A 25,049-nucleotide genomic window follows, 5' to 3' on the forward strand; every position below is an offset into this window, starting at 1 on the left:
CGAGATTATGTTAGAAAATCTGAACTACGAACTGTTTTACCTGCTCAACGCCACGCCGTCGTCACCGGAATGGATGATCGATCTCGCCACCTTCATTGCGAAAGATGTGATCAGCATTGTACCGGCGCTGGCGGTGATCCTCTGGTTATGGGGACCTCGTACACAGGTCACCGCCCAGCGCCATCTGGTGATCAAAATGGCGATGGCGATCGGCGTCAGCGTGCTGGCAAGCTACGTGCTGGGCCACGCCTTCCCACACGATCGTCCGTTTGTCGATCGCGTCGGCTACAACTTCCTGCACCATGCGCCGGACGACTCGTTCCCGAGCGATCACGGCACGGTGATCTTCACCTTTGCGCTGGCCTTCCTGTTCTGGCATCGCCTGTGGTCCGGCGTAGTGCTGATGGGCGTGGCGGGCGCCATCGCCTGGTCCCGCGTCTACCTGGGCGTGCACTGGCCGCTGGATATGGTCGGCGGTTTCCTGGTGGGACTGATGGGCTGCGTCAGCGCAGCCATCCTGTGGAGCCTCTTTGGTCCGGCGCTTTATCGTGGATTATCACAGGCCTATCGCGTTCTGTTTGCCCTTCCGATCCGCAAAGGCTGGATACGTGACTAACCCCGGTCCGTCAGGTTACACTTGAGCCCCCGCCCTGCGGGGGCTCACTTTTTTAGCCCGAGGATCTATGGAAACACGTCGCGATGACCGCATTGCTCAGCTGCTCCAGGCGCTGAAGCGCAGCGATAAGCTGCATCTTAAGGAAGCCGCTACCCTGCTTGGCGTGTCTGAAATGACCATTCGTCGCGATCTGAACAGCGACAGCGCCCCCGTTGTGCTGCTTGGCGGGTATATTGTTCTGGAGCCGCGTAGCGCCAGCCATTATCTGTTAAGCGATCAAAAAACACGCCTGGTGGAGGAGAAGCGCAAAGCCGCGCGGCTCGCCGCCTCGCTGGTGCAGCCGCATCAAACGCTGTTTTTTGACTGCGGTACGACAACCCCGTGGATCATCGAGGCCATCGACAGAACCGTTCCGTTTACCGCCGTCTGTTATTCGCTAAACACCTTCCTTGCCTTGCAGGAGAAACCGGCGTGCCGGGTGATTTTGTGTGGCGGCGAATTTCATGCCAGCAACGCCATTTTCAAACCGCTGAATATTCAGGACACGCTGAGCAATGTATGCCCGGATATCGCCTTTTACTCTGCGGCGGGCGTGAATGTGAAACAGGGGGCAACCTGTTTTAATCTTGAAGAGTTACCGGTGAAACAGTGGGCGCTCAACGCCGCACAGCAGCATGTGCTGGTGGTTGATCACAGTAAATTTGGCAAGGTCCGTCCGGCAAGGATGGGTGAACTGTCGCGCTTTGACGCCATCGTCAGTGATTGCCGCCCGGATGACGAGCTGGTGGCATACGCGAAAGCGCAGCAGGTGAAGTTGATGTATTGAGGTTATGCCGGGTGGCGGCTTCGCCTTACCCGGCCTACAACGGCTCGAACGTAGGCCGGGTAAGCGCAGCGCCACCCGGCAAAAACTTAGCTGAACCAGCTGCCAAACCAGCCGTGGAATTTCATTAACACAAAGTCCCATATCCGGCTGAAGAAGCCGCCCTCTTCCACCGCTTCCATTACCACCAGCGGACGCTGCTCAATGGATTTGCCGTTAAGCTGGAAATCTATCGTCCCGACCACCTGGCCTTTTTTTAACGGCGCGGTCAGCTGTGGCTCGGTCAGGGTATAGCTCGCTTTCAGGTTTTTCAGCTGGCCGCGTGGAATGGTGACGGACCCCGCTTCACCTGCCCCCAGGTTTACTTCACTTTTATCACCAAACCAGACGCGCTGGCTGACGAAGGTGGCGTCCGGCTTAATCGGCGTGACGGTTTCAAAGAAGCGGAAACCCCAGGTCAGCAGTTTTTCTGACTCGTTAAAACGAATGCGGTCGGTTTTCGTGCCCAGCACCACCGAGATCAGGCGCATATCGCCCTGCGTCGCAGAAGCCACCAGGTTGTATCCGGCCCCGGCAGTTGTACCGGTTTTCATGCCGTCCACGTTAACATTACTGCTCCAGAGCAGGCGGTTACGGTTAGGCTGGCGAATATTATTGAAGGTAAACTCTTTCTCTTTATGGATGGCGTACTCATCCGGAACGTCATGGATCAGCGCTTTGCCCAGCAGCGCCATATCGCGCGCGGTACTGAACTGACCCGGCGCATCCAGGCCGTGAACGGTTTTAAAGGTGGTATTGGTCAGACCCAGTTTTTTCGCGTAGCCATTCATCAGCCCAATAAACGAATCCTGACTGCCCGCGACGTAATCGGCCAGCGCAATACAGGCATCATTTCCCGACTGAATAATGACCCCTTTATTCAGATCGGAAACGGAGACCTGATCACCGGGCTTCAGGAACATCACGGACGAGCCGCGCAGCGCCGGGTTACCGGTCGCCCAGGCATCTTTCCCGACGGTGACCATGTCATTCAGCTTGATCTTGCCCGCTTTCAACGCCTGGCCGACCACATAGCTGGTCATAATTTTCGTCAGGCTCGCCGGGTCGAGTTTTTCGTCGGCGTTACCTTCCGCCAGCACTTTCCCGCTGGCGTAATCCATCAGGATCCAGGCGCGCGCATCAACAGGCGGCGCTTCGGGCGCTGTCTGTTCCGCCGCATGAAGCGTTGGGGCAAAAAGGAAAAGCAGCGCCGAGCCTGCCGCCAGGCTGCGCAGAGAAGAAGTTTTTTGCGTCATAAATGCCACCCGAGTGTCCATTCTAAAAATCACGTCACAATCACCGTGTCGCAAGAAGCGATGAGTAATAGCGCACTACAGCCTTCAAAGAAACCTGTTCCAGGTAAAGTTTTTAAAGTTTATGCAATAACATTCAGATACGCTTTGATTGCGGCGTTTTTTTTAGCATCTGTTGCGTAATTGTTAGGTTTATCTCACCATGGCGAAAAGCTGACTCGGATTCACATCTCATCGGGAGTAAATATGATTACGCTGTGGGGCAGGAACAATTCGACTAACGTGAAGAAAGTGCTCTGGACGCTGGAGGAGCTGGATTTACCGTTCAACCAAATTATGGCTGGCATGGCGTTCGGGGTGAATAAAGACGCCGACTATCTGGCGATGAACCCAAACGGGCTGGTGCCGTTGCTGCGCGATGACGAGACAGACGCCACGCTGTGGGAGTCCAATACCATTGTGCGTTATCTCGCCGCGCAGTACGGCCAGGGTCGCCTGTGGGTTGAAAATCCGGCCCAGCGCGCGCAGGGCGAAAAATGGATGGACTGGGCAAACCAGACGCTTTCCCCCACGCACCGCGTGATCCTGATGGGGCTTATCCGTACGCCGGAAGCCGATCGTGATTATCCCGCCATTCATGCCGCCCAGGATGCGTGCGAGTCGCTGTTTGCGATGATGGACGACGAACTGGCGAAGCATACCTGGTTCTCCGGCGACACGTTCGGCGTGGGCGATATCGCCGTCGCCCCCTTCGTCTGGAACCTCACTAACATGGGTCTCAGCTGGACCCCGCGCCCTCACCTTGAGCGCTGGATCCAGCAGCTCAGCGAGCGCCCGGCGTATCGCAACGTGGTGATGATCCCGGTGACCTGATTACGACCCGGACGGGCTGACTTTCCAAAGCTGCCCGTCCGTCTCGTCGGTCAGCACGTACAGATAACCATCCGGCCCGACGCGCACATCGCGGATACGCTGATCTTTATCCCCAAGAATTCGCCCATCCTCCGTCACGCTATTGCCCTTCACGCTCAGCACGATGACGTCTTTCTCCTTCAGCGCGCCGATAAACAGCTTGTTTTTCCACTGCGGGAAGACGTCGCTGTTGTAGAACGCCATGCCGCTGACGGCGGGCGACACTTTCCAGACAAACAGCGGTTTTTCAGTGCCCTCAACGTGCTCGCCTTTCGCTTCCGGGATTTTCAGCCCGCTGTAATTGATCCCGTGCGTCGCCAGGGGCCAGCCGTAGTTTTTGCCCTTCTCAGGAATGTTAATCTCATCCCCACCGCGTGGTCCGTGTTCGTTGAGCCACAGCGTGTCACTCCACGGGTTCATCGCCATTCCCTGCGGGTTGCGAATGCCATAGGACCAGATTTCCGGGCGCGCTCCGGCGGTGTTCACAAACGGATTATCCGGTGGCACTTTTCCGTCCTCCGTCAGGCGCACCACCTTGCCCTGAAGCTTGTCCAGATCCTGCGCCGTCGGGCGCTGGTTGTTTTCACCCAGGCCAATAAAGAGATGGCCTTTGCCGTCGAACACCAGCCGTCCGCCAAAGTGGTTGCCGGTAGAGAGCTTCGGCATCTGTCGGAACACCACCTGGAAGCCCTCAATGCGCGACAGGTCATCGCTCAACCGCCCATAGCCCACCGCGGTACCCGCTTTGCCATCATTACCTGCCTCGGCGAAGCTGAGCCAGACCCGCCGTGATTGTGCAAAATCCGGGGCCAGCGCGACGTCCAGCAGTCCGCCCTGGCCGCTCGCCCACACTTTCGGCACGCCGACAATCGGATCGGAGAGCCCTTTCCCTGCCTGCCAGTGCTTAAGCTGCCCGTCTTTGAGCGTGATGAGCAGCCCCTTGTTATCTGGCAGAAACGCCAGCGACCAGGGGTGATCCAGTTTTGTCTGTAGCACGTCGACCTTAACCGTCTCAGGCGCTGCAAGCAGTGAAAGCGGGAATAACAAGACTGGAAGGAAAATCAGCGAGGATCGAGGCATAACGCACTCCTTTATCGACATATGGCTTAAAGATTAGCCACTGTTCCCGGGTGCGTTACCACTTTTACAAAAGCTTAATCAGAAGGGGGAGTTGCCTCCCCCGGGTTCAGTGCCGGGCAAGCGTTTCCGGCTTGTTCAGACACATGATGCAAAGCGCGAGCGTGGTCAGGCAGTTTTCAAGCTTCTCCGCGTTAACGGCAATAAAATTCGGGCAGTCGTGACGTCCGTTCATCAAACAGACCCCGGCGATGGAGAGCACCTCGGCGGCGCGGCGCAGCGCCACTAATTCGCTTTCAGCGTAGTGCGCTTTCAGGATGGGTGCTTTTTCACGCATGAAATTGCAAAGTTCAAAGAAGTTATCACGCAGATTTTCGCTTTCGCTGACTGACATATACCCTTTCGCCTTGCGGAGTTGCAGATATGCAGCCAGGTCGATTCGGGCGTTGATCAGCTTGTTAAGCAGATCGCGTTTCAGTCTGTCAACGGACATGCTATTCCTCCTCTGTCAGCCATGTTACCTCATTAAGAATAAGGTCATTTTTTGTACAATGTAATGCCTGGGATCAATAAACGATAACTGATTAACATTCTTTACAATGTTACAACGATTGCCGGCCTCAACTGCGCCATCAAGAGTGTATAAATCCCCCGCGATACGCTGTAAAATCCCGCCCTGATAACTCCATAATTGATGAATTTTTAACCTATGAGCAATGTTACGCACCCGCCGAAAATCGGCTTTGTCTCCCTGGGCTGCCCGAAGAACCTGGTGGACTCCGAACGCATCCTGACTGAACTTCGCACTGAAGGCTATGACGTGGTGCCAAGCTACGACAACGCCGACATGGTGATCGTCAACACCTGCGGCTTTATCGACAGCGCGGTTCAGGAATCCCTGGAAGCCATTGGTGAAGCCCTGACGGAAAACGGCAAAGTGATTGTGACCGGCTGCCTGGGCGCAAAAGAAGACCAGATCCGTGAAGTGCACCCGAAGGTGCTGGAGATCACCGGTCCACACAGCTACGAGCAGGTGCTGGAACATGTTCATCACTACGTCCCCAAACCAAAGCACAACCCGTTCCTGAGCCTGGTGCCGGAACAGGGCGTGAAGCTGACGCCGCGCCACTACGCCTACCTGAAAATTTCCGAAGGCTGCAACCATCGCTGCACCTTCTGCATCATCCCGTCGATGCGTGGCGATCTGGTGAGCCGTCCGATTGGCGAGGTGCTGGCAGAAGCCAAACGCCTGGCCGACGCGGGCGTGAAGGAGCTGCTGGTCATCTCCCAGGACACCTCCGCCTACGGCGTGGACGTTAAACACCGTTCCGGTTTCCACAACGGTGAGCCAGTGAAAACCAGCATGGTCGGCCTGTGCGAGCAGCTGGCTAAGCTCGGGATCTGGACGCGTCTGCACTACGTCTACCCGTACCCGCACGTTGACGATGTGATCCCGCTGATGGCGGAAGGCAAAATCCTGCCGTACCTGGATATCCCGCTACAGCATGCCAGCCCGCGCATTCTGAAGCTGATGAAACGCCCTGGCTCCGTTGACCGCCAGCTGGCGCGCATCAAGCAGTGGCGTGAAATCTGTCCGGATCTGACCCTGCGCTCCACCTTTATTGTCGGCTTCCCGGGTGAAACCGAAGAAGATTTCCAGATGCTGCTCGACTTCCTGAAAGAGGCGCGTCTGGATCGCGTCGGCTGCTTCAAGTACAGCCCGGTTGAAGGCGCAACGGCCAACGAGCTGGCGGACCAGGTACCGGAAGAGGTAAAAGAGGAGCGCTGGAACCGCTTTATGCAGCTGCAACAGCAGATCTCTGCTGAACGCTTGCAGGAGAAAGTGGGCCGCGAAATTCTGGTGATTATCGACGAAGTGGACGAAGAAGGCGCGATTGGCCGCAGCATGGCGGATGCGCCTGAAATCGACGGCGCGGTGTACCTGAACGGCGAAACCAACGTCAAGCCGGGCGATATTATTCGCGTGAAGGTCGAAAACGCCGACGAGTATGATTTGTGGGGCAGCCGGGTTTAATCTCCTCTTTGAATAACGACTGATGATGCTGTGCTTATCGGGCATAACCTGGTCCCGATAAGCTCTTGCGGTCAGGGTTGTACAATGACCGCAATTGCGCGAGGGTAGCAGCGCAACGGCAGATTATCTATGCTTTTGTTGAGGCGTTTACTGTAATAATTAGATTGCGCTTTTTTGGTTCAGCCTGCCTAAAAAGCGAAACAGGTCATAATCATTTCTCAAGCAAAATTTTCGCATTATCAAATATTTATGCGTTGTAACTGTCTTATAGGTGATATTCATATTTATCGCAACCTCCTGAAAAGAATATCCTTTATTCAATCCGGTGATTATTTCAAGCTGGGTGAGAGACAGCGAAACATGTTTACACCCGAAGCACGATTTATAACCTTGAAATTCCTGGATCTCTATCCATTTTTGCCAGGCGAAAGTAAGTTTTCGCGTAATTTCACTCAGCGGTTCGCGCCGCAGGATATAGACTATATCGGCAAAGCAGGATGGAGAAATTCGGGAATCATCTTCTTCATCAACTAAACCAATTATTATACCCTTTTGCCGCGCGCGGAGTTCCGGCAGACAGATGTAACGTTCACCATTGCAAAGCGAAAGAATAATCACATCCGCGTCAGCAATATTTTCCGATGTATAGTCGGTGATAAATTCAACATGACGATTAAACCGCTTACAGAAAAAATCGCTTAGAAAGTACTTCATACCTCTTCGAAACAGGAGGTCCGGATCATTTATTAAAATCTTTAGCATGTTCAAACCGATGTATAGCTGATATAAAATTGCTCTTCAGGCCACATAAATCCCTGGAGAAAATGGCTTCCACTCTCCTCGGCAATTTCATAATGCTGGCTATTTTCCACCCCTTCCACGAGCACGAATTGAACGTATCGGGCGCAATCTGCAATCAGCGAGCTTAAGGATGAAGGCTCTTCCAGAATAACGCTTTTATCAATTTTGACGCCATCGAATCGCGCCAGATCATCGGCTAAATCGCTGAACTGATCCGGCTTGATATCATCCAGCCAAAGTTCAGCTCCCATGGATTTGATCATCCTGACATGGGCGTTAAACGCCCGGCGTTCAGAGCAGGAAAGAGAAATAAACTCGTGCGGATCCTGGACTTCGAGAACAATCCCCTCCCGTAGCCAGGGCAGAAGGCATTGAACAGCCTGTAAAGAGCAAAGCAGTCTGGCAGGAACGTTTAAATAATAACGTTTTTTGTTTTTCATCTTATAAATAATCTGCAACTGCCAGCACAGGATATTCATACAGGTTTGATCCGATTGAGAAGCAAAGTACTGCTCATGATTAATCCCGGGCTGCAATAAACTTAATATCTCCCAGGCTTTAATTGCTTTTTCAGCCACGGAATAAATAGGTTGAAAACGTATTCCGCGTACCGCGTTTTCAAAGGATAAACGATAAGGCATAGTGCACCTTTAAATAAATATCAGAGGTTTATTGCCGTAAAGTGATCTACTGCCAGGTAAAATCGACGTTTATGACCGACTGGAATGTCCCAGCGGTGGCACTGCCCTGCGGGGTAAACATTCTGGCCGACAGGAGGAATGAGGCTGAACGCGTGCTGATGTTAACGTTCTGAGCCAGCGAATCGCCCGGTGCAACTGTCTGGCTACGATCGCGGCTGGCGATCCGAAGCGCCGTGTTGTCACTGGTGCCGCTGTTTTTCCATGCGGTGGCGTCCTGGGTATCGGGCGTGCCGCTAACTATAGCCGTCACTTTGGTCGTTCCGGCCGGACAATTGGTGAGCAGCAGGTCGAAGTCCTGCCACTCCCCGCCTTCTCCTGCGGTTTGCAGATCCCGGCGTTGCAGGGTACCTAAATCCACAGTTTTGTTAACCGTATCGGTATCCACCGTACAGGGGCTGGCAACCACGTTACCGGTCAGCGTCAGCGACGCATCAGCATAGGATAGCCATGGCAACATCATCATGAATGCGCTGGCAAGCCATTTACGTTTAAGCATGTGAAATCTCCGTTGCGCTCCAGCAGGCTGGAGCGCATTCAGGCTATTGATATTCAAAGGTTGCCGTAACCACCGAGCTAATACTGCCTGGCATCACGCCGCCGTTCTGGGTATAAGCACGTGCCCGCAGTTTGTAGGTATAGGCATTACTGGCGATAGTTCCGGAAATCGTTTTGGTATTACCCAGTTGCTCCCCTGCCTGACTTTGTACCTGAACGGCCAGGTTGGTTGCGGTGCCGGTATTACGATACATATCAGCCGGATTATTGAGATCGGCGGTGCCATGCATGGTCATAATGGCCTTCGTCGTTCCTGCCGGACAGCTGTTCAGGTTGATATCAAAATTGACCCAATCGGTGGCCGCACCTGCGGTTTGCAGCGATGACGCCTGGATATTTTGTCCAAGATCGACCGATTTCGTAATACTGTCACTGCTTACCTGACAAGGAGAGGCAATGACGTTGCCGGTAATATTCAGGGTGACCGGGTCGCCTGCCTGAGCGGAGGTATTCATCAACAGAACTATTGTTGCAGCGGCTAATACACTTAACTTTTTCATTTTATTTTCTCCTTGCTATCATTGATAAGTGAGATCTAACGTTGCTGATGCATTTGCCTTACCGGTAGTAACGGCTGTTTTGGTCTGATAATAACGAGCGGTAAGAGGGAAGGTTTCCTGACCGCCTGACGATCTTTTCAGCACAATACGGTTATTTAATATAAATGGGCTGCCATTATATAAAAGCTGCACACCAACGCCTTTAGCCACATCAGCACTTCCCTGGTTTGTTAAAGCTAATATACTTGTTGTTCCAACGTCAGGATTTTGCGTTCCATTTAATGCTACGTTAATGTTTGCACCAGCATCACAATTCAAGCCGAGGTTCTGAATATTACTTGCATTAGCAGGTGTAGTCCCTATGCTGCTCCCAAAACTTGATGCAAGCACATCACCTATTGGAAATACTAAGTTTGGTGTTGTAATAGAACATGCCACTTGAGTAATACTACCTGAGCCTGCATAAATAGGTATATTGCTGACTTGAGAGCCACCGCCGTACTGGGCAGTATATGCAATAAAAGCTGCTATCTGCCCTGATAGCGCACCAGAGGTAATATTACCTGTTTTCCATAAACGTATAATTGGCTGGAACTTAAAGTTATCAACTTCGCCAGGGTTACTGGTCCATGAATAAATTTGAGTATCCGTTGTTTGAATATAATTATTCCCTGTGAATCCCGCTCCACCTGCAGTGGTTTGCTCATACCAGCCGAAGGATATACCTACGCCGGGAACATTTGTTTGATAAACCCTGACTCCACTGGAAGAAGTAAATTTATATGGGAGTATTACGCTTTTCATACCTGTACTTGAACCTTCCGAGCCACTAGTTTGACATATATAAGCTTGAGCTAATGTGCCATAAATTTCATTAGATATAGGTTGGCCTATTGCCAGGTCCCGCTGAACAACGATGTTGCCATAGTTAACAGTATAGGGTGAACCAATAAAACTATAGTTACAGCAGTATCCTGATACACCGGAAAACAAACCGATAACCAGCAAAAATAATTTAACAACTTGCATATAGCACCTTACCTTAAAGAGAAGTGACAGATTTTCAACGACATGTTTCATTTATTATTATCACCCCTCCTTCGGATTGGTTTTCGTCATTATAATTCACTTGACACTTGCTCTTTGCGTCATCGCCCCACACAACATTCAAGGTGAATTTCGGGGACAGCCCGGTCAAATAAACCTGCCCTTTATCACCAACGATGAAGGCTTTATTATTTTCTTCTTTTATTGTTGCAATAGCACCAAAGGGAATAGGTTGACCATTACTCAGAGTTAAATTCATGAGTACTCGCATTCCTATGTTTGCGTTATATTCTGCGCGAACAATGGCCCCTCGTGTTGGAATAACAGTTTTATTTGTCAATTCAAGCTCGACATCATCAGGCAGCGTATCGGTCATCAGCGCCACGTCGTTTTTGCGGTACGGCATCAGATTGCTGACAGCGGTGTAGCCACGCCAGTCGGTTTTCGCCCCGCTCTGGTTCTGGATTCCCACCCCTTTCGCCCCTGGCGCTTTCACCAGCACGTTGGTTTCCCCCAGCGGCTGTGAGAAGGTCACGCCATCGGCATGAGCAATGATCCCGCCCTGCAGACCGTAGTTCAGACGATCGCTGTCTTTGTCGTAGCCGTAGCCCGCCGTTACTTCACCGTAGGTGCCTTTGTAATCCGCGTTAGCATTGCCGGTATACCCCACGCCGTCGGTGCCGTAACCCTGCTGCACGTTCCAGTTAAGGGCATTGTTCTCCAGTGCCGAACCGTTCAGGCCCACGTTGTGCGTAGTACCGTTGTTCTTGCTGTGGTTCATGCTGTAGTTGGCCCAGGTGCGCGGCAGGAATTTCTCCAGCGGCACGCTGACGTTCAGCGCTATTTGCTGATCCTTGTCATAGCTGGTCGTATGGCCGTAGCTATCGGTACTGCCGTTTTTGCTGTATGTATAGGTGATCCCGTAGGTCACGCTGTTCCAGGCGTTGTTATACCCGGCGCTGTAGGACTCCATGGTCTTTCCGGAATTCCAGTAATCCTCACGCACGGCGCTCAGCATCAGCGATCCGAGGTTCTGGCCGATGTTCTGGCTCATGGTCAGCTCGGCGCGGTTGCGACGGCGGTCCTGCAATGCGCTGTTGTCACCGTAGGAGTCCATCACTTCCTGCATGCCGTAATAGCCGCTGGTGGAGTAACGATAACCGGCGATGGCAAAGTTAGTGCCCGTCTCAACAAAGTTTTTGCTGTAGCGGATCCGCCAGGACTGGCCGCTGCTCTTCGGCATGCCTTCAGGGGTGCCCCACGACTGCGTCACGTCGGTGGAGAACGCGCCGAAGTCACCCATGTTTTTACCAATACCCGCCGCCAGGGACTGATACTTACTCGATTCCTGCACGCCGCCGTACAGCGTCAGACCATACGGCAGGCCATAAATGCCGGTGAGCTGAGCAAACGGGGTTTTCTCCACGTCGCTGTTGTACGAGCGATACTGGCCGCCTGTCACCGCATATTTAAAGCGCCCTTCACGCTGCAACACCGGCAGTGACGCAAAAGCCACGGTGAAGTGCTGCTCGCTGCCGTCGCTCTCTTTCACGGTGACGTCAAGATCCCCTGCGCCGCCGGTCGGGTACATATCGGTAATTTCAAACGCACCCGGCGCCACATAGCTCTGGTAAATCTGATAACCGTTCTGACGAATAACCACCTGCGCGTTGGTGCGCGCAATACCGCGCACTACAGGCGCATAGCCTTTCAGCGAATCCGGCATCATGTCGTCATCGGAGGCTAGCTGCGCCCCGCGGAACGGGATACTGTCGAACACGTCCGCCGGGGAGGAGCTGTCACCGGTGGTGAGTTGCGCCTTCAGAGGAATAATTGCCCGCTGGCCGTAGGTATAAACCGTATCCCACTTGTCGTTGCCCTTGCTGTCGCGGCTCCAGGTGGTGTAGTTACGCAGCCGCCAGGGGCCGATATTAATGCCCGGGCGCAGGTTGGCGTACTGGCTGTTGCTATCGCTGCCGTTGCCGTTACGTGCCCGGTTGTTAGATCCACTGAGGCTGTAGTTCAGTATCGCGGCGGTGATCCCTTCGTCCCACATCTCGGGCGGTACGTAGCCGCGCGCCTGCGGGGAGAGTGCCGCCTGCGGAATGCTGATCACCAGACGCTGGGCGCTGAAAAGGAACTCCGCAGAGGCCTGCGGGATCGCGCTTAACTTCGCGCACTCGCCGCCGGAGGCCAGTTCCGTGAACAGTTCGGTCTTCACGCCCCAGCTTTTCAGCTGGGCGACGCTCAGACAGGGTTGCAGTGATGCCTCGCCATCGGCACCCGTCACCGCGTCAAATTTAATATCTCGGGTATCGACAACCTGTTCGCCAAGAACGATATCGACGCGATAGGTGCCGGGTAACTGAGAACCGGACTCAAACGCTGATAGATCCGCCCCTTTCATGCCCGGGTTATCCAGCTCAATCAGTTCAGGGTTAAAATAATCGCGAGCATGAGCAGTCATTGAGACCGCCCCCAGGGCAAAAGCGATTAAAAACGCGAGACGTGCAGGTTTGAATAATATTTCCTGCTTATTGCTACTCATCGGTTATTTACTCCATCGGTACGAAACAGGTGTCCTTTACCCCAGCGCGAATTACATCGTGGCGTTATGTATGTTTCCGGTGCCGCCGTAATCATTGATAATTTTGAAGGTCACTACCCCGCCGCTGACCCCTTTAGGCAGATCGAAGCGCGCGGTTGCGCCCGGCAGAACGTACGAAACGTCTTCCAGCTTTTTACCGTTAACGTTTATTTCATTGAAATTCATCACCACATTGGTGGGGTTGGTGACCTGAATCTGGTTACCGCTGCGCTGCCAGGTTAATTTATCCGCCAGTTCTTCCGGAATAACGCCTTTTAACGCTGCCGGACGATAGATGAGCTTAATGCGGGTTTTTACCGCAATTTGCAGAGTATTATCTTTACGTGGCGCGGCGGGAATGGCTTTAATATTCAGCCAGTAGAGCGATTCTTTATCCTGCGGCAGCGCACCGGCTAATACGATACGCTCGACGTTCTGCTGATCTTTATCCAGTCGATACAGCGGCGGGGTAATAATAAAAGGTGCTTTCTCAGCACCCCCATTTAACGTTTCAACCCACGACTGAATCAAATAGGGCGTCGTGTCGGGGTTATTGACGCTAATAGAGGATTCCTTTTTATTGCCGTCATAAATGACACGCGTCCCACCAATTACCACTCCGGCATTGGCCGCTGAAACGCCAGCAGAAAGCAGCGCACAGGCAATTAAAGATTTACTCAGAAAGTGCATTTTATACCTCGATAAAAAAGGGGCCTAAAAGCCGGCCCCTGTTGTTTTCCGGCAAAGGAAATTAGTTGTAAACCACAGAGAAGTTGGCTACGGAGTTAGCTGGACCCGCAGTGACTGAAGCAACGGTAGATTCGTACTGAGCGTAGAAATCCAGGGTATTGTCAGCAGCGTCGGTCAGGGTGTAGCTATAACCGTTAGTTCCGTGCAGAGGCAAGTCAGCCTTGTCAGCGGTCATCAGGTTGATAGCAACACCGGTCGCAGCGCCAGCCACAGAGCTATCGATAGCCAGCAGAGTAGAATCAGCCGCATCAGGTGTACCGTCGAAACGCACGGCAGCTGACGTTACGGTTGCCGGGCAGTCTTTCAGCACAATGCTGAATTTAGTTGCAGCAGTCTTGTCACCGGCATTAGTGAATTCAGACTTGTTGTATCTGCCCAGTTCAACGGTCTGGTTCTGGGAACCAACGTCAACGGTGCACGCTGCGTCCAGAATTTCACCGTTGAAGTTTACGGTGCCAGCAGCAGCGAATACGTTAGACATAGACAGTGCAGCGGTAGCAACGATAGCAGCAGCGATAATATTCTTTTTCATAAATTTATTTCCTTAATAACCCTATAAGTTTCCGAAATTCAGGCAACAACATCCAGACAGTCTGATGACCATATATTTTTTTGCGCCAGTCATTTCATTTCTGATGTGCAACAGGCAGAAAGCAAAGATATTTATCAAATAACTTTATTTTCACGCACTCACTTGCTGATGCGAAATTTATAGAACTTAAACGGAGAGCACAAATAAAATTTAGGCCAACCGTAGACTTTAAATTTAACATTTAGCTAACACTGGAAATCGCTTTAAATAGCAAAACAATAATTTTTAAATAATTGTTAAAACTCCAGTCCACAATGGCACTAATGCAATATGTATTTATAAGATCATCAGATCAATAATCCTCCATATATCTTTCCCTTTATAAATATCGTCTGGAGTTAAGATAATGAATACCAAAATCATAACCGGTGCCAACCCGGGGATAATATCTGCACTAGGGACAAAACCCGTCGCTGACATTGACAAAATAATTGAACAAATTTCTCCATTTGCGACAAGCTTCCGGGCTAAAAAAGGCGAAATTTTACGTTATTATTCAGGCAATAAAAGAACCTGTTATTTACTCCATCAGGGAAGCGTTACGCTGAACCGCAGAGGTGATGGTATGGTGTTAAATTCAGAGCAGGCCACATTTATTCTGGGCGTGAGCAATCAGTTTTCTCAGTCCGAAAACCTCTATATTCGGGTCAATGAGAATGCTCTAATGAGCCGCTTACCACTTGAGCGTTTCAACCTGTTGATTGAGAGTTTTGCCCTGTGGGAGAGCCTGTGCAAACTGTTGGTGTATACCGCTTCCCGTGTCTACGAGCACTGCACCCTGATTTCGCAGATGTCCTCCTATGAGATCATTCGCTTTCATCTCCAGGAGCTGATGAATGAATCAGAGCGGATCCGCACCAGCATAACGGCGGCCAACTACATCAAAAGCCGAACCTATCTCTCCCGCAGCGGCATCATGCGCATCATCGCCGAGCTTCGTGAGGCTGGTTATATCGAACTCAATCGTGGCATTCTGGTCGCCATTAACCATCTGCCGTTAAAGTATTAACTCCCAGCCAGTCCCTCAGGTGAGCAGGATCAAAAACCGCACTATACTTGCCATAACTACGCAATATGCTTTTGACAGGCAGAGTTATGGCAACTGGAACATCTGAATCAACGATTTTACGCAAATCAGATTATACTCACCTGCTGATTGATTACCTGAAGCGCGATGCCGAAGTAAAACATATTCTCCCCCGCCGCCGTTTAAGTATGCAGGTAGGTCATGAACGCTTTTGCTATTTAGTCCTGAATGGACGCGTAACCGTTCATCGCCGCAGTGACGATCTGGCGATGGCAACCGCAACGTCACCCGCCCTGGTTGGCATTGGCAATTTGCAGCAAATGCAGATGGATGGCTATATCAAAACGCTGGTCGCAAGCGACATTGCGATCCTCAAGATGGCAACAGTTCACGATATTATCAGCGCGAACCAGCTCTGGGAGCCGCTGGCAAAACATATGATGGTTATAGCCGGTAAGCTTTTTGAGTCCAGCGAGCAGCTTTCTGCCCCTTCTGCCTATGACATCGTCCGCGCGCAGCTTAATGAGTTGTTTAATGAGGATCCCAGCGTCAGAAATAATATTACCGTCGAGTCCTATATCCGTGAAAAAACGCATCTGTCCCGCAGCGGCGTGATGCGCATCCTGGCGGGGTTAAAAAAGGGGGGATACATTGAAATGCAGCGCGGCGTGCTTATAAACATCGTTAAACTGCCAGAGAAATACTGAAGCTCCTGGTGATCCCCGTACGCAGTGCCGCCCGGCGCTGTTGAGCAGCAGTAGTCAACTTTTAGACCTATAATGAATTTGTCAAAAATAAACAATGGGTAGTGTTTCCGCATCGAGAGGCGACTCGCTGGGATCTCGTCTCCGTCTGGTAAGAAACCCATTATCAATGGGGCGGCACCACGCACAATGTCGTGGACTGTTTCGCACTGATGCAGTACCTGTTTCGCGATGCAGCGCACCTGACATTACTCCGTACTACCGGAGAACAAATCCACAGAGGGGTGAAGGTTGAAGAATTTAGCCTGAAGACCGGGGATTTAGTGTTCTTCCAGACGGGCGAACACCTTCGCCATGTCGGCGTCTATATCGGTGACAACCAGTTTATCCATGCCTCGTCCAGTCAGGGGGTCACCGTTTCTGATCTGGGCAATGTCTACTGGCAATCGCACTTCATCACTGCCCGTCGGGTGACGGAGAATGTCTGCAGCGGCATGATGTCGATTTTTTGCGAGGCGCCTTCCGGGAATAATTTGCCCTGTTTGTCGACGCATACTCTCCGCAGTATCTTCCTGTTGCGCCTGCAAAATCAGGCGTCGGGATTGACCTCCTGGTATAAGTTACAGGCGACATGGTTTACTATGTCGTACGCACGGATACACTTCAATGGTGGGCCGGGCGGGGGCGTCGCAAGACGCGCCGGTTTCCTGTAACGCCGGTAAGGTCAACCTCGTCTGGTTCCGCCACCCGTGAGATTGACCTCTTCGATGGCGGATTTAAATACCGTTACAGGAGGCTGCCACTTTGGCTACTATCACTACCCATGCTCAGGCATTATTTACAGTTCCCTTCTCTCACAACACCGACTTCAATGATCTGGCGGACCACTGCGAGCATTTTGCCCATAACCTGCTGGAAACTGACGACCCGGCGGAGAAAATGGCACTCTGCGCCCGCCTTTCTGCATGTCTTGTACTTCTACAGCCAACACTCCACGAGCCCATCCCGCCACACCTGGTGGAGCGATTTACCCTGACCGATCTGCCGTCCCGTCTGCCCGTATTCGAACCGGAAAGCGAGCTGCTGGGGCTGTACTGCCAGACGCTTACGCAGCTGCTAATCAGCAACGCAATGCCACGGGATATGGCAAAGGTAATGGAAGGGCTATTGTATGAACTGGTGAGCTTCTACGCCGATACGCTGAACGCCCCGCGCTGGCTGCAAACGCCGGAGGGACGCGTGGCGATTGATGCATTGATTGACTAAACACCCAGGCCGGGCAAATGCAGTGCTGCCCGGCACTTAAAAGCAGGAATGTAGCATTACTCGACATCGCTTCGCTTGCTCGGGCCTACAGGTTATGAGCCGTGGGTAGGTTTATCCACTACCCCTTAATCCGCGGATCCAGCGCGTCGCGCAGCCCATCCCCCAGTAAATTAAACGCCAGCACGGTCAGGAATATCGCCAGGCTCGGGAAGATCGCCACGTGTGGCGCAATCACCATATCCGCCCGCGCCTCGTTCAGCATCGCGCCCCACTCCGGCGTCGGCGGCTGTGCGCCTAACCCCAGAAACGACAGGCTGGCCGCCGAGATAATCGACACGCCTATGCGCATGGTGAAATAGACCACGATAGACGAGACCGTTCCCGGCAGAATATGGCTGAACAGGATGGTGGCATCGCTGGCTCCCATGCTGCGCGCCGACTCGATAAAGGTCTGCTGCTTCAGCACCAGCGTGTTGCCACGTACCAGACGCGCGAAAGCGGGAATCGAGAATACCGCCACGGCGATGATGACGTTCGCCATGCCGCTGCCCATCACCGCCACCACGGCAATCGCCAGCAGAATACCGGGAAAGGCAAACAGCACATCGCAGATACGCATGATGATGCGGTCCCACCAGCCTTCGTAGTACCCGGCCACCAGCCCCAACACGGTGCCAATTGCTGCGCCCATCAGCACCGCAAAGACCCCGGCCGCCAGCGAGATCTGCGCCCCTACCAGCACGCGGCTGAAAATATCGCGCCCGAGCGAGTCCACGCCAAACCAGTGCATCATCGACGGTCCATCGTTCAGCCGGTCGTAATCGAAGTAGTTTTCCGCATCAAACGGGGCTAACCAGGGGGCGATAATCGCCACCAGGATCAGCAGTAACACAAACAACCCGGCGACCATAGCGACGGGCTGACGACGGAATCGACGCCAGAACTCAATCCACGGGGTGCGAATATGGTCCGGCCTGATCCCCGGCATAGCGTTTAAAATGGCCTGGCGACGCCAGTTCAGTAATCGCATCTTACTTATACCTGATGGCCGGGTTAATGGCGGCGTACAGCACATCCACCACTAAGTTGATAAGAATAAACTCCAGCGAGAAAAGCAGGACTTCAGCCTGAATGACCGGATAGTCACGCATATCGACCGAGTCGACCAGCAGGCGCCCCAGCCCCGGCCAGTTAAAGACCTTCTCAACCACAATAGAGCCGCCCAGCAGGAAGCCGAACTGTAGCCCCATCATCGTGACCACCGGTATCATCGCATTACGAAAACCATGCTTCAGAATGACCCATTTCTCACTCACCCCTTTTGCCCGCGCGGTGCGAATGTAATCTTCGCTCAGCACGTCGACAAACGAGGCGCGGGTAAACCGAGCCATCACCGCCGCAACGGCCGCGCCAAGCGTCATAGAGGGAAGAATGTAGTGCTTCCAGGTGTCGGCCCCGACGGTCGGCAACCAGCCCAGCTCAACGGAGAAAATCTGCATCAGTAGCATGCCCAGCGCAAACGCCGGGAAAGAGATGCCGGTGACCGCCAGCGCCATACCGAGCTTATCCGGCCAGCGGTTGCGCCAGACGGCGGCGACAATCCCCGCGCCCAGGCCAAACACAACCGCCCAGCTCATACTGGCAATCGTTAACCAGAAGGTAGGCATAAAGCGGCTGGCAATCTCCTCCGACACCGGACGACGCGACACCATTGAGATGCCGAAATCGCCCTGAAGGACATTGCCAATGTAACGCAGAAATTGCCTGTACAGCGGCTGGTCAAGACCGAGCTGTTTACGCACCAGTTCAATAACCGTCGCATCCGCTTCCGGTCCGGCAATCAAACGCGCCGGATCGCCGGGCAGCATATGGACAAACAAAAACACCAGCACGGCCACAATCAGCAGCGTCGGGATAAGCCCCAGCAGGCGTTTACACACATAATTCAGCATGAGTTTTATTTTAAATCCGCGTCATCAAAGCTAAAGCCCGTATCCGGCATGATGTAAAAACCGGTCAGCGCTTTGTTGTGGGCTGAGACCAGTTTTTCCACCACCAGCGGCACCCACGGCGACTCTTTCCAGATAATGTCCTGCGCCTCTTTGTACAGGCGCGCTTTCTCTTCCGGTTTGGTGGTTTTCAGGGCATCGGCCAGATCTTTATCCACCTGCGGATTACTGTAGAACGCGGTATTGAACAGCGTTGGCGGCCAGTTCTGGGAAGCAAACAGCGGCGACAGGGACCAGTCCGCTTCACCGGTTGAAGCCGTCCAGCCGGTGTAGAACATCCGTACGCCGCTCTCTTTCTGTCCTTTGCCTTCCACTTCCGCCGCTCGCTGTCCGGCATCCATCGCCGTGACCCTGGCTTTAATGCCCACCTGCGCCAGCTGCTGCTGGGTAAATTGCAGCACCTTCTGCGCGGTACTGTGGTTATGCGACGACCACAGCGTGGTGTTAAAGCCGTTCGGATAGCCCGCCTCTTTCAGCAGCTCCCGCGCTTTCGCCGGATCGTACGGCCACGGCTGGTAGCTCTGCGCATACTCGATGGCTGGCGGCATCACGCCCGTCGCGGGAGTGGCGTAACCGGCAAAGGCCACCTTCACCAGCGCCTGACGGTTAATGGCGTAGTTGATGGCTTCGCGCACCTTCGGGTTATCGAACGGTTTCTGCGTGACGTTCATGCTGATGTAGCGCTGCATTATCGACGGGCTGGCCACCAGCTCCAGCTTGCTGTTTTTCGCCAGCAGCGCCGCCTGTTCGTAAGGAATTGGGAAGGCAAACTGCGCTTCGCCGGTTTGCAGCATCGCGGCACGGGTATTGTTGTCCACGACCGGACGCCAGGTGATGGTATCCAGCTTCGGCAGCCCCTGCTGCCAGTATCCGGCGAATTTTTTCACCTTCACAAAATCGGTCTGGTTCCAGGTAAGCAGTTCGTACGGCCCGGTTCCCACCGGGTGGAAGCCAATCTCTTTGCCGTATTTTTTCAGGGCGGCGGGCGAAATCATCGCCGTCGCGGGATGCGCCAGAATATTGATAAACGCCGAGAACGGCTCTTTCAGGGTGATCTTCACCGTCGCCGGGTCAACCACTTCGGTGCTGGCGATATTTTTATACAGGTTGTAGCGCTTAAGACCGTTCTCCGGATTGCTGGCACGGTCCAGGTTGATCTTAACCGCCTCGGCGTTGAAGTCGGTGCCGTCCTGGAACTTCACGCCGGTACGGAGCTTAACGGTATAGACCAGCCCATCGTCCGACACGGTATAGCCTTCCGCCAGCACGTTTTTCAGCTTCATCTCGCGGTCCAGGCCGAACAGCCCCTGGTAGAAAGATTTTGCCACCGCCTGAGAAAGGGTGTCGTTAGCATCATACGGATCCAGCGTCGTGAAGTTAGACCCCACAGCCACCACCACATCTTTCGCCGCGAACGCGGGGGCGGCGGCCAGCGCAGCCGTCACGCTCGCGGCAAGCAGCCATTGACGAGCAACAAAAGGAACCATTGTGTTCTCCTGCCTGTTGTAAGTTATAACCGCGAGAATGCATTGCCCTGACGCGGTGGTGCGACAAAATGACCGGGACCCACCTCACGCAGCGCCACGCGCTCAAGGGTTTCGCCCCGTTTACGAATATTGCTCGGCATTTCGTCCTGCAACAGCACGCGCTGGGCGTGACGATGCTCAGGATCGGCAACCGGTACGGCGGCCATCAGCTTGCGGGTGTACGGGTGCTGCGGGTTTTCAAACACCGCCCGACGGGGGCCGATTTCAACTATTTGCCCCATGTACATCACCGCCACGCGATGGCTGATCCGCTCCACCACCGCCATATCGTGGGAGATAAACAGAAACGCAATGCCTAAATCCCGCTGTAAATCGAGCAGGAGATTGATGATTTGCGCGCGGATGGAGACATCCAGCGCTGACACGGACTCATCCGCAATCACCACCTTCGGATTCAGGGCTAATGCCCGGGCTATGCAGATACGCTGTCGCTGACCGCCAGAAAATTCGTGCGGATAACGCCAGGCATGCTCCGGCTTCAGGCCCACGCGCTCCAGCAGCCACGCGACGCGGCGCTGCGCGGCTTCACCGTCGAGCAGGTTATGCACCCGCAGCGGCTCCATAATCGAGTACCCCACCGTATGGCGCGGATCGAGCGACGCATAAGGATCCTGGAATATAAACTGAATATCCCGGCGTACCGCCTGCAATTTACTGTTAGGTAGCGTGTCGATGCGCTCACCGTTGAAGGTGATGCTCCCCTCCTGCGACGCCACCAGCCTGAGCAGCGCCCGTCCGGTGGTGGATTTACCGCAGCCGGACTCCCCCACCAGCGCCAGCGTTTCGCCCGGCCAGAGATCAAAACTGACGTTTTCAACCGCATGCACTTCGCGCTTCACGCGATTGAGGATCCCGCTACGCAGCGGGAAACGGGTCACCAGGTCACGCACTTCGAGGATTGGCCTGCCGGGAACCACCGTATCCTGCTCGGTTTCGTCTTCCTGCTTGCCCTGTTCGGTCTGTGAGATCAGCGGAAAACGGCGCGGAAAATCACTGCCATTCATGGCCCCCAGACGCGGGACCGCCGCCAGCAGCGCTTTGGTATAAGAATGCACCGGCGCATGAAAGACCTGCTCCACCGTGCCGGTTTCCACGGCATTGCCCTGATGCATAACCAGCACCCGATCGGCAATGTCCGCCACCACCCCCATATCGTGGGTAATGAAAATCACCCCCATCTCCATCTCCTGCTGCAACACCTTAATCAGTTGCAGGATCTGGGCCTGAATGGTGACATCCAGCGCCGTGGTGGGTTCGTCCGCAATGAGTACCGCCGGACGGCACGACAGCGCCATCGCAATCATCACCCGCTGGCGCATGCCGCCGGAAAGCTGATGCGGGTAGCGGGACAAAATCGCGTGCGCCTCAGGGATACGCACCAGCTCCAGCATCCGTTTTGCTTCGTTGAGCGCCTCATCACCGCTCAGTCCCTGATGCAGGCGGATAGATTCGGCAATCTGCTCGCCCACCGGGAAAACCGGGTTCAGGGAGGTCATCGGCTCCTGAAAAATCATCGCAATGTCTGCCCCGCGCACACCCTGCATCCGGGACGCGCTCAGCTCGTTGAGATCGATAACCTGACGGTTGCGACGGCGCAACAGCATACGCTCGCTGGTGACCTGCCCGCCCGTCTGCTCAAGCAGACGCATCAGCGCCAGCGCGGTAACGGATTTACCGGAACCTGATTCGCCAACAATCGCCAGCGTCTCGCCGCGCCTGAGCGAAAACGATAAATTCTGTACTGCGGGGATGAACTGCCGCTCTTCCTGAAACGCAATATTCAGTTGGTGGACAGCCAGCACTTCGCAGTTGTCCAGCTCTTCACGGTGCGGCACGCAATGCCCCCTTATTCACGATAAATGCCTGTGCTGGGCGCATCGCCGGCATACCCCCACGCCCGGTACATTCCTTCACTGTTGAACGGCAGAGCCACGTTGCCCTCCCGATCCACCGCAATTAAGCCGCCAATCCCGCCCAGCGCCGGCAGTTTCTCCATCACTACCCGCTCGCAGGCTTCACTCAGGCTTAATCCGCCGTAATCCATTAGTGCGGTAATGTCGTAGGCCGCCAGCGCGCGGATAAACACTTCGCCGGTGCCGGTGCATGACACCGCCGCGGTGGCGTTATTGGCGTAACACCCGGCCCCCGGCAGCGGGCTGTCGCCGACGCGACCGGGAAGTTTGTTGGTGATGCCGCCTGTCGACGTCGCGGCGGCGAGGTTACCGGCTTTATCCAGCGCCACCGCGCCTACCGTGCCCATTTTGCTGCGTTCATCGAGCGGCGCGGCATGGTCCAGCTGCGTCATCCCCGCTGTACGGGCCTCCAGCAGTTGTCGGTAACGCTCCTCGGTGGAAAAAAGCTCGGGCGAGACCGTGTCCATACCGTGCTCGACGGCAAATTTTTCCGCCCCCGCCCCGGCCAGCAGCACATGCGGGCTTTGTTCCATCACCAGACGCGCGGCCAGCACCGGATTACGCAGACGGCTGACGCCCGCTACCGCGCCCGCTTTCAGGGTGACGCCGTCCATCACGCAGGCATCCAGCTCGTGCGTTTCATCGCGCGTAAAGACCGAGCCAATACCGGCATTAAACAGCGGACACTCCTCCAGCAGACGCACCGCTTCGGTCACCACGTCCAGCGCGCTGTCGCCCGCTTCCAGCATCCGCTGGCCTGTTTCCACAATGGCGTTCAGCGCATCGATATAACGCTTCTCCTGCTCGGGACTGAGCTGTGCACGGGTGATTGCCCCGGCACCGCCATGAATTGCGATAACCGCTTTACTCATTTCGCATCACCCATCAGCCTGGCTGGCTGCTTTTTCTATAAATATCATTATCGTCGACGAATCTTCAGATGATTTTTGAATATAGAAAGACGCAACTGTGATGTAAAGCGTACACCCATCGGGTCATACAGTTAGCCGCACTTTTCTGCCATAATGAGCGCTTTCGTTGTTACTCCGCAGGAGCCCACCATGGATTTTACCGCCGGACTGATGCCGCTTGAGACGGCACTCTCGCAGATGCTTGATCGTATTACTCCCCTGCACGACGTTGAGACGCTGCCGCTTGTGCGCTGTTTTGGCCGTATTGCCGCGCGCGATATCGTCTCGCCGCTGAACGTGCCGGGGTTCGATAACGCGGCGATGGACGGCTATGCCGTACGTCTGGCGGATCTGCAAACGGGTCAGCCGCTGCCGGTGGCAGGTAAAGCGTTTGCCGGGCAGCCGTTCAACGGTGAGTGGCCAGCGGGCACCTGCGTGCGTATTATGACCGGCGCGCCGGTGCCAAAGGGCTGTGAAGCCGTGGTGATGCAGGAAGAGACCGAACAAACGGACGACGGCGTGCGCTTTACCGCCAGCGTCAAAGCGGGACAAAATATCCGCCACATCGGGGAAGATATTACCCTGGGCGCAACGGTCTTTGCCGCCGGGCAAAAGCTGACGGTCGCCGAACTGCCGGTGCTGGCATCGCTTGGCATCGCGGAGATTGACGTGGTCCGCAAAGTGCGCGTGGCGGTGTTCTCCACGGGAGACGAGCTACAGCTTCCGGGTCAGCCGCTGAACGAGGGGCAGATTTACGACACCAACCGTCTGGCGGTGCACCTGATGCTTGAGCAGCTGGGCTGTGAGGTGATTAACCTCGGTATCATTCCTGACGATCCGCAAAAACTGCGCGCGGCGTTTATCGACGCTGACGCCTCTGCCGACGTGGTGATCAGCTCCGGCGGCGTATCGGTTGGCGAAGCGGATTACACCAAAACCCTGCTTGAAGAGCTGGGCGAAATCGCCTTCTGGAAGCTGGCGATTAAACCGGGCAAACCGTTCGCGTTTGGCAAACTTCCGCACAGCTGGTTCTGTGGCCTGCCGGGTAACCCGGTCTCTGCCGCGCTGACCTTCTACCAGCTGGTGATCCCGCTGCTGGCGAAGCTTTCAGGCAACAATGCCAGCCCGCTTCCGGAGCGTGTGCGCGTGCGGGCGGCAACGCGCCTCAAAAAATCACCGGGCCGTCTCGATTTCCAGCGCGGCATTCTGGCGCGCAACGCCGACGGCGAGCTGGAGGTGAGCACCACCGGGCATCAGGGTTCGCACATCTTTAGCTCCTTCAGTCAGGGTAACTGCTTTATCGTGCTGGAGCGCGATCGCGGCCACGTTGAGGCGGGCGAATGGGTTGAAGTGGAACGCTTTAACCACCTGTTCGGAGGCTGAC

Annotated in this window: 24 protein-coding genes and 1 pseudogene; 9 read left to right on the forward strand and 16 right to left on the reverse strand. The window is 54.4% G+C overall.

Annotated features, from left to right (window positions below; all coding sequences use genetic code 11):
• Positions 1-7 precede the first annotated feature (7 nt).
• Positions 8-616 carry an undecaprenyl-diphosphate phosphatase gene (gene ybjG / locus ACOTX4_RS03820; protein WP_421635355.1) on the forward strand — a complete coding sequence of 203 codons (609 nt, stop codon included), beginning with the start codon at positions 8-10 and terminating at the stop codon, positions 614-616.
• A gap of 67 nt (positions 617-683) precedes the next feature.
• Complete coding sequence (gene deoR, locus ACOTX4_RS03825) at positions 684-1,442, forward strand: DNA-binding transcriptional repressor DeoR (protein WP_032624582.1); 759 nt, start codon at positions 684-686, stop codon at positions 1,440-1,442.
• An 86-nt stretch (positions 1,443-1,528) separates the two neighbouring features.
• Here the strand turns inward: deoR and dacC are convergent, their stop codons facing one another.
• On the reverse strand, positions 1,529-2,734 hold the full coding sequence (gene dacC / locus ACOTX4_RS03830; RefSeq protein ID WP_022650677.1) for a serine-type D-Ala-D-Ala carboxypeptidase: 1,206 nt from the start codon (positions 2,732-2,734) through the stop codon (positions 1,529-1,531).
• 243 nt (positions 2,735-2,977) lie between these two features.
• Here dacC and ACOTX4_RS03835 point away from each other — a divergent pair, with 243 nt between their 5' ends.
• Positions 2,978-3,604, forward strand: a complete 627-nt coding sequence (locus ACOTX4_RS03835; RefSeq protein WP_003858411.1) for a glutathione S-transferase family protein — start codon at positions 2,978-2,980, stop codon at positions 3,602-3,604.
• Here ACOTX4_RS03835 and ACOTX4_RS03840 read toward each other — a convergent pair whose 3' ends face one another.
• The gene (locus tag ACOTX4_RS03840; RefSeq protein ID WP_022650676.1) at positions 3,605-4,723 is read right to left on the reverse strand and encodes a PQQ-dependent sugar dehydrogenase; all 1,119 of its coding nucleotides are present in this window, start codon (positions 4,721-4,723) and stop codon (positions 3,605-3,607) included.
• A gap of 106 nt (positions 4,724-4,829) precedes the next feature.
• Entirely contained in the window at positions 4,830-5,213 is a 384-nt protein-coding gene (gene bssR, locus ACOTX4_RS03845) for a biofilm formation regulator BssR (protein ID WP_003858412.1), read from the reverse strand.
• Between the two features lie 216 nt (positions 5,214-5,429).
• Between bssR and rimO the strand changes: the two genes are divergently transcribed.
• Complete coding sequence (gene rimO, locus ACOTX4_RS03850) at positions 5,430-6,755, forward strand: 30S ribosomal protein S12 methylthiotransferase RimO (protein WP_022650675.1); 1,326 nt, start codon at positions 5,430-5,432, stop codon at positions 6,753-6,755.
• 159 nt (positions 6,756-6,914) lie between these two features.
• Here the strand turns inward: rimO and ACOTX4_RS03855 are convergent, their stop codons facing one another.
• From ACOTX4_RS03855 to ACOTX4_RS03890, 8 genes are all read right to left on the reverse strand, one after another.
• On the reverse strand, positions 6,915-7,469 hold the full coding sequence (locus ACOTX4_RS03855; protein WP_157846200.1) for a helix-turn-helix transcriptional regulator: 555 nt from the start codon (positions 7,467-7,469) through the stop codon (positions 6,915-6,917).
• A gap of 50 nt (positions 7,470-7,519) precedes the next feature.
• Complete coding sequence (locus ACOTX4_RS03860) at positions 7,520-8,197, reverse strand: EAL domain-containing protein (RefSeq protein ID WP_045332525.1); 678 nt, start codon at positions 8,195-8,197, stop codon at positions 7,520-7,522.
• Between the two features lie 46 nt (positions 8,198-8,243).
• Entirely contained in the window at positions 8,244-8,753 is a 510-nt protein-coding gene (locus ACOTX4_RS03865; RefSeq protein ID WP_052685721.1) for a fimbrial protein, read from the reverse strand.
• 43 nt (positions 8,754-8,796) lie between these two features.
• Positions 8,797-9,312 carry a fimbrial protein gene (locus ACOTX4_RS03870; protein WP_045332524.1) on the reverse strand — a complete coding sequence of 172 codons (516 nt, stop codon included), beginning with the start codon at positions 9,310-9,312 and terminating at the stop codon, positions 8,797-8,799.
• A gap of 18 nt (positions 9,313-9,330) precedes the next feature.
• Positions 9,331-10,341 carry a fimbrial protein gene (locus ACOTX4_RS03875; RefSeq protein ID WP_072051100.1) on the reverse strand — a complete coding sequence of 337 codons (1,011 nt, stop codon included), beginning with the start codon at positions 10,339-10,341 and terminating at the stop codon, positions 9,331-9,333.
• Between the two features lie 34 nt (positions 10,342-10,375).
• Positions 10,376-12,907, reverse strand: coding sequence for a fimbria/pilus outer membrane usher protein (locus ACOTX4_RS03880; protein WP_045332523.1), 2,532 nt, complete (start codon positions 12,905-12,907; stop codon positions 10,376-10,378).
• A 51-nt stretch (positions 12,908-12,958) separates the two neighbouring features.
• Positions 12,959-13,636: a fimbrial biogenesis chaperone gene (locus ACOTX4_RS03885; protein WP_045332522.1), complete on the reverse strand. Its 678-nt coding sequence runs from the start codon at positions 13,634-13,636 to the stop codon at positions 12,959-12,961.
• Between the two features lie 61 nt (positions 13,637-13,697).
• The gene (locus tag ACOTX4_RS03890) at positions 13,698-14,228 is read right to left on the reverse strand and encodes a fimbrial protein (protein ID WP_045332521.1); all 531 of its coding nucleotides are present in this window, start codon (positions 14,226-14,228) and stop codon (positions 13,698-13,700) included.
• 406 nt (positions 14,229-14,634) lie between these two features.
• Between ACOTX4_RS03890 and ACOTX4_RS03895 the strand changes: the two genes are divergently transcribed.
• The 4 genes and pseudogenes from ACOTX4_RS03895 to ACOTX4_RS03910 all read left to right on the forward strand — a co-directional run bounded on the left by ACOTX4_RS03895 (position 14,635) and on the right by ACOTX4_RS03910 (position 17,285).
• Positions 14,635-15,297 (forward strand): winged helix-turn-helix transcriptional regulator, encoded by a 663-nt coding sequence (locus ACOTX4_RS03895; RefSeq protein WP_045332520.1) that lies wholly within the window; start codon positions 14,635-14,637, stop codon positions 15,295-15,297.
• 86 nt (positions 15,298-15,383) lie between these two features.
• Positions 15,384-16,022, forward strand: coding sequence for a winged helix-turn-helix transcriptional regulator (locus ACOTX4_RS03900; RefSeq protein WP_052685722.1), 639 nt, complete (start codon positions 15,384-15,386; stop codon positions 16,020-16,022).
• Between the two features lie 155 nt (positions 16,023-16,177).
• Positions 16,178-16,492: pseudogene (locus ACOTX4_RS03905) on the forward strand (C40 family peptidase); the annotation flags it as partial.
• A gap of 331 nt (positions 16,493-16,823) precedes the next feature.
• Positions 16,824-17,285, forward strand: coding sequence for a hypothetical protein (locus ACOTX4_RS03910; protein WP_045332519.1), 462 nt, complete (start codon positions 16,824-16,826; stop codon positions 17,283-17,285).
• Between the two features lie 118 nt (positions 17,286-17,403).
• Here ACOTX4_RS03910 and gsiD read toward each other — a convergent pair whose 3' ends face one another.
• Genes gsiD through iaaA form a run of 5 tightly spaced genes read right to left on the reverse strand, consistent with a single transcriptional unit; the run spans position 17,404 to position 23,626 of the window.
• Entirely contained in the window at positions 17,404-18,315 is a 912-nt protein-coding gene (gene gsiD / locus ACOTX4_RS03915; RefSeq protein ID WP_003858425.1) for a glutathione ABC transporter permease GsiD, read from the reverse strand.
• Position 18,316: 1 nt separating this feature from the next.
• Positions 18,317-19,237 (reverse strand): glutathione ABC transporter permease GsiC, encoded by a 921-nt coding sequence (gene gsiC / locus ACOTX4_RS03920; protein WP_006809475.1) that lies wholly within the window; start codon positions 19,235-19,237, stop codon positions 18,317-18,319.
• A gap of 5 nt (positions 19,238-19,242) precedes the next feature.
• Positions 19,243-20,781, reverse strand: coding sequence for a glutathione ABC transporter substrate-binding protein GsiB (gene gsiB, locus ACOTX4_RS03925; protein ID WP_045336955.1), 1,539 nt, complete (start codon positions 20,779-20,781; stop codon positions 19,243-19,245).
• Positions 20,782-20,804: 23 nt separating this feature from the next.
• Positions 20,805-22,676: a glutathione ABC transporter ATP-binding protein GsiA gene (gene gsiA, locus ACOTX4_RS03930; protein WP_048209045.1), complete on the reverse strand. Its 1,872-nt coding sequence runs from the start codon at positions 22,674-22,676 to the stop codon at positions 20,805-20,807.
• A gap of 11 nt (positions 22,677-22,687) precedes the next feature.
• The gene (gene iaaA / locus ACOTX4_RS03935; protein ID WP_063401545.1) at positions 22,688-23,626 is read right to left on the reverse strand and encodes a beta-aspartyl-peptidase; all 939 of its coding nucleotides are present in this window, start codon (positions 23,624-23,626) and stop codon (positions 22,688-22,690) included.
• A 189-nt stretch (positions 23,627-23,815) separates the two neighbouring features.
• On the opposite strand from iaaA, the gene moeA reads away from it, so the two are divergent.
• The gene (moeA, locus tag ACOTX4_RS03940; RefSeq protein WP_022650670.1) at positions 23,816-25,048 is read left to right on the forward strand and encodes a molybdopterin molybdotransferase MoeA; all 1,233 of its coding nucleotides are present in this window, start codon (positions 23,816-23,818) and stop codon (positions 25,046-25,048) included.
• The last annotated feature ends 1 nt before the right edge of the window (position 25,049 follow it).

Origin of the sequence: Enterobacter cloacae complex sp. IR5459, from assembly GCF_049238005.1 — a bacterium.
Taxonomy (GTDB): Bacteria; Pseudomonadota; Gammaproteobacteria; order Enterobacterales; family Enterobacteriaceae; genus Enterobacter; species Enterobacter hormaechei_C.

What these genes read in the sequence shown, in the direction of transcription:
- ACOTX4_RS03865 (WP_052685721.1), bottom strand. Translation starts at nt 8,753, where the DNA reads ATGCTTAAACGTAAATGGCTTGCCAGCGCATTCATGATGATGTTGCCA.
- moeA (WP_022650670.1), top strand. Translation starts at nt 23,816, where the DNA reads ATGGATTTTACCGCCGGACTGATGCCGCTTGAGACGGCACTCTCGCAG.
- ACOTX4_RS03840 (WP_022650676.1), bottom strand. Translation starts at nt 4,723, where the DNA reads ATGCCTCGATCCTCGCTGATTTTCCTTCCAGTCTTGTTATTCCCGCTT.
- dacC (WP_022650677.1), bottom strand. Translation starts at nt 2,734, where the DNA reads ATGACGCAAAAAACTTCTTCTCTGCGCAGCCTGGCGGCAGGCTCGGCG.
- ACOTX4_RS03855 (WP_157846200.1), bottom strand. Translation starts at nt 7,469, where the DNA reads ATGAAGTACTTTCTAAGCGATTTTTTCTGTAAGCGGTTTAATCGTCAT.
- ybjG (WP_421635355.1), top strand. Translation starts at nt 8, where the DNA reads ATGTTAGAAAATCTGAACTACGAACTGTTTTACCTGCTCAACGCCACG.
- gsiB (WP_045336955.1), bottom strand. Translation starts at nt 20,781, where the DNA reads ATGGTTCCTTTTGTTGCTCGTCAATGGCTGCTTGCCGCGAGCGTGACG.
- ACOTX4_RS03870 (WP_045332524.1), bottom strand. Translation starts at nt 9,312, where the DNA reads ATGAAAAAGTTAAGTGTATTAGCCGCTGCAACAATAGTTCTGTTGATG.
- ACOTX4_RS03860 (WP_045332525.1), bottom strand. Translation starts at nt 8,197, where the DNA reads ATGCCTTATCGTTTATCCTTTGAAAACGCGGTACGCGGAATACGTTTT.
- gsiC (WP_006809475.1), bottom strand. Translation starts at nt 19,237, where the DNA reads ATGCTGAATTATGTGTGTAAACGCCTGCTGGGGCTTATCCCGACGCTG.
- iaaA (WP_063401545.1), bottom strand. Translation starts at nt 23,626, where the DNA reads ATGAGTAAAGCGGTTATCGCAATTCATGGCGGTGCCGGGGCAATCACC.
- gsiD (WP_003858425.1), bottom strand. Translation starts at nt 18,315, where the DNA reads ATGCGATTACTGAACTGGCGTCGCCAGGCCATTTTAAACGCTATGCCG.
- ACOTX4_RS03890 (WP_045332521.1), bottom strand. Translation starts at nt 14,228, where the DNA reads ATGAAAAAGAATATTATCGCTGCTGCTATCGTTGCTACCGCTGCACTG.
- bssR (WP_003858412.1), bottom strand. Translation starts at nt 5,213, where the DNA reads ATGTCCGTTGACAGACTGAAACGCGATCTGCTTAACAAGCTGATCAAC.
- rimO (WP_022650675.1), top strand. Translation starts at nt 5,430, where the DNA reads ATGAGCAATGTTACGCACCCGCCGAAAATCGGCTTTGTCTCCCTGGGC.
- ACOTX4_RS03900 (WP_052685722.1), top strand. Translation starts at nt 15,384, where the DNA reads ATGGCAACTGGAACATCTGAATCAACGATTTTACGCAAATCAGATTAT.
- ACOTX4_RS03895 (WP_045332520.1), top strand. Translation starts at nt 14,635, where the DNA reads ATGAATACCAAAATCATAACCGGTGCCAACCCGGGGATAATATCTGCA.
- ACOTX4_RS03880 (WP_045332523.1), bottom strand. Translation starts at nt 12,907, where the DNA reads ATGAGTAGCAATAAGCAGGAAATATTATTCAAACCTGCACGTCTCGCG.
- deoR (WP_032624582.1), top strand. Translation starts at nt 684, where the DNA reads ATGGAAACACGTCGCGATGACCGCATTGCTCAGCTGCTCCAGGCGCTG.
- ACOTX4_RS03875 (WP_072051100.1), bottom strand. Translation starts at nt 10,341, where the DNA reads ATGCAAGTTGTTAAATTATTTTTGCTGGTTATCGGTTTGTTTTCCGGT.
- ACOTX4_RS03835 (WP_003858411.1), top strand. Translation starts at nt 2,978, where the DNA reads ATGATTACGCTGTGGGGCAGGAACAATTCGACTAACGTGAAGAAAGTG.
- ACOTX4_RS03885 (WP_045332522.1), bottom strand. Translation starts at nt 13,636, where the DNA reads ATGCACTTTCTGAGTAAATCTTTAATTGCCTGTGCGCTGCTTTCTGCT.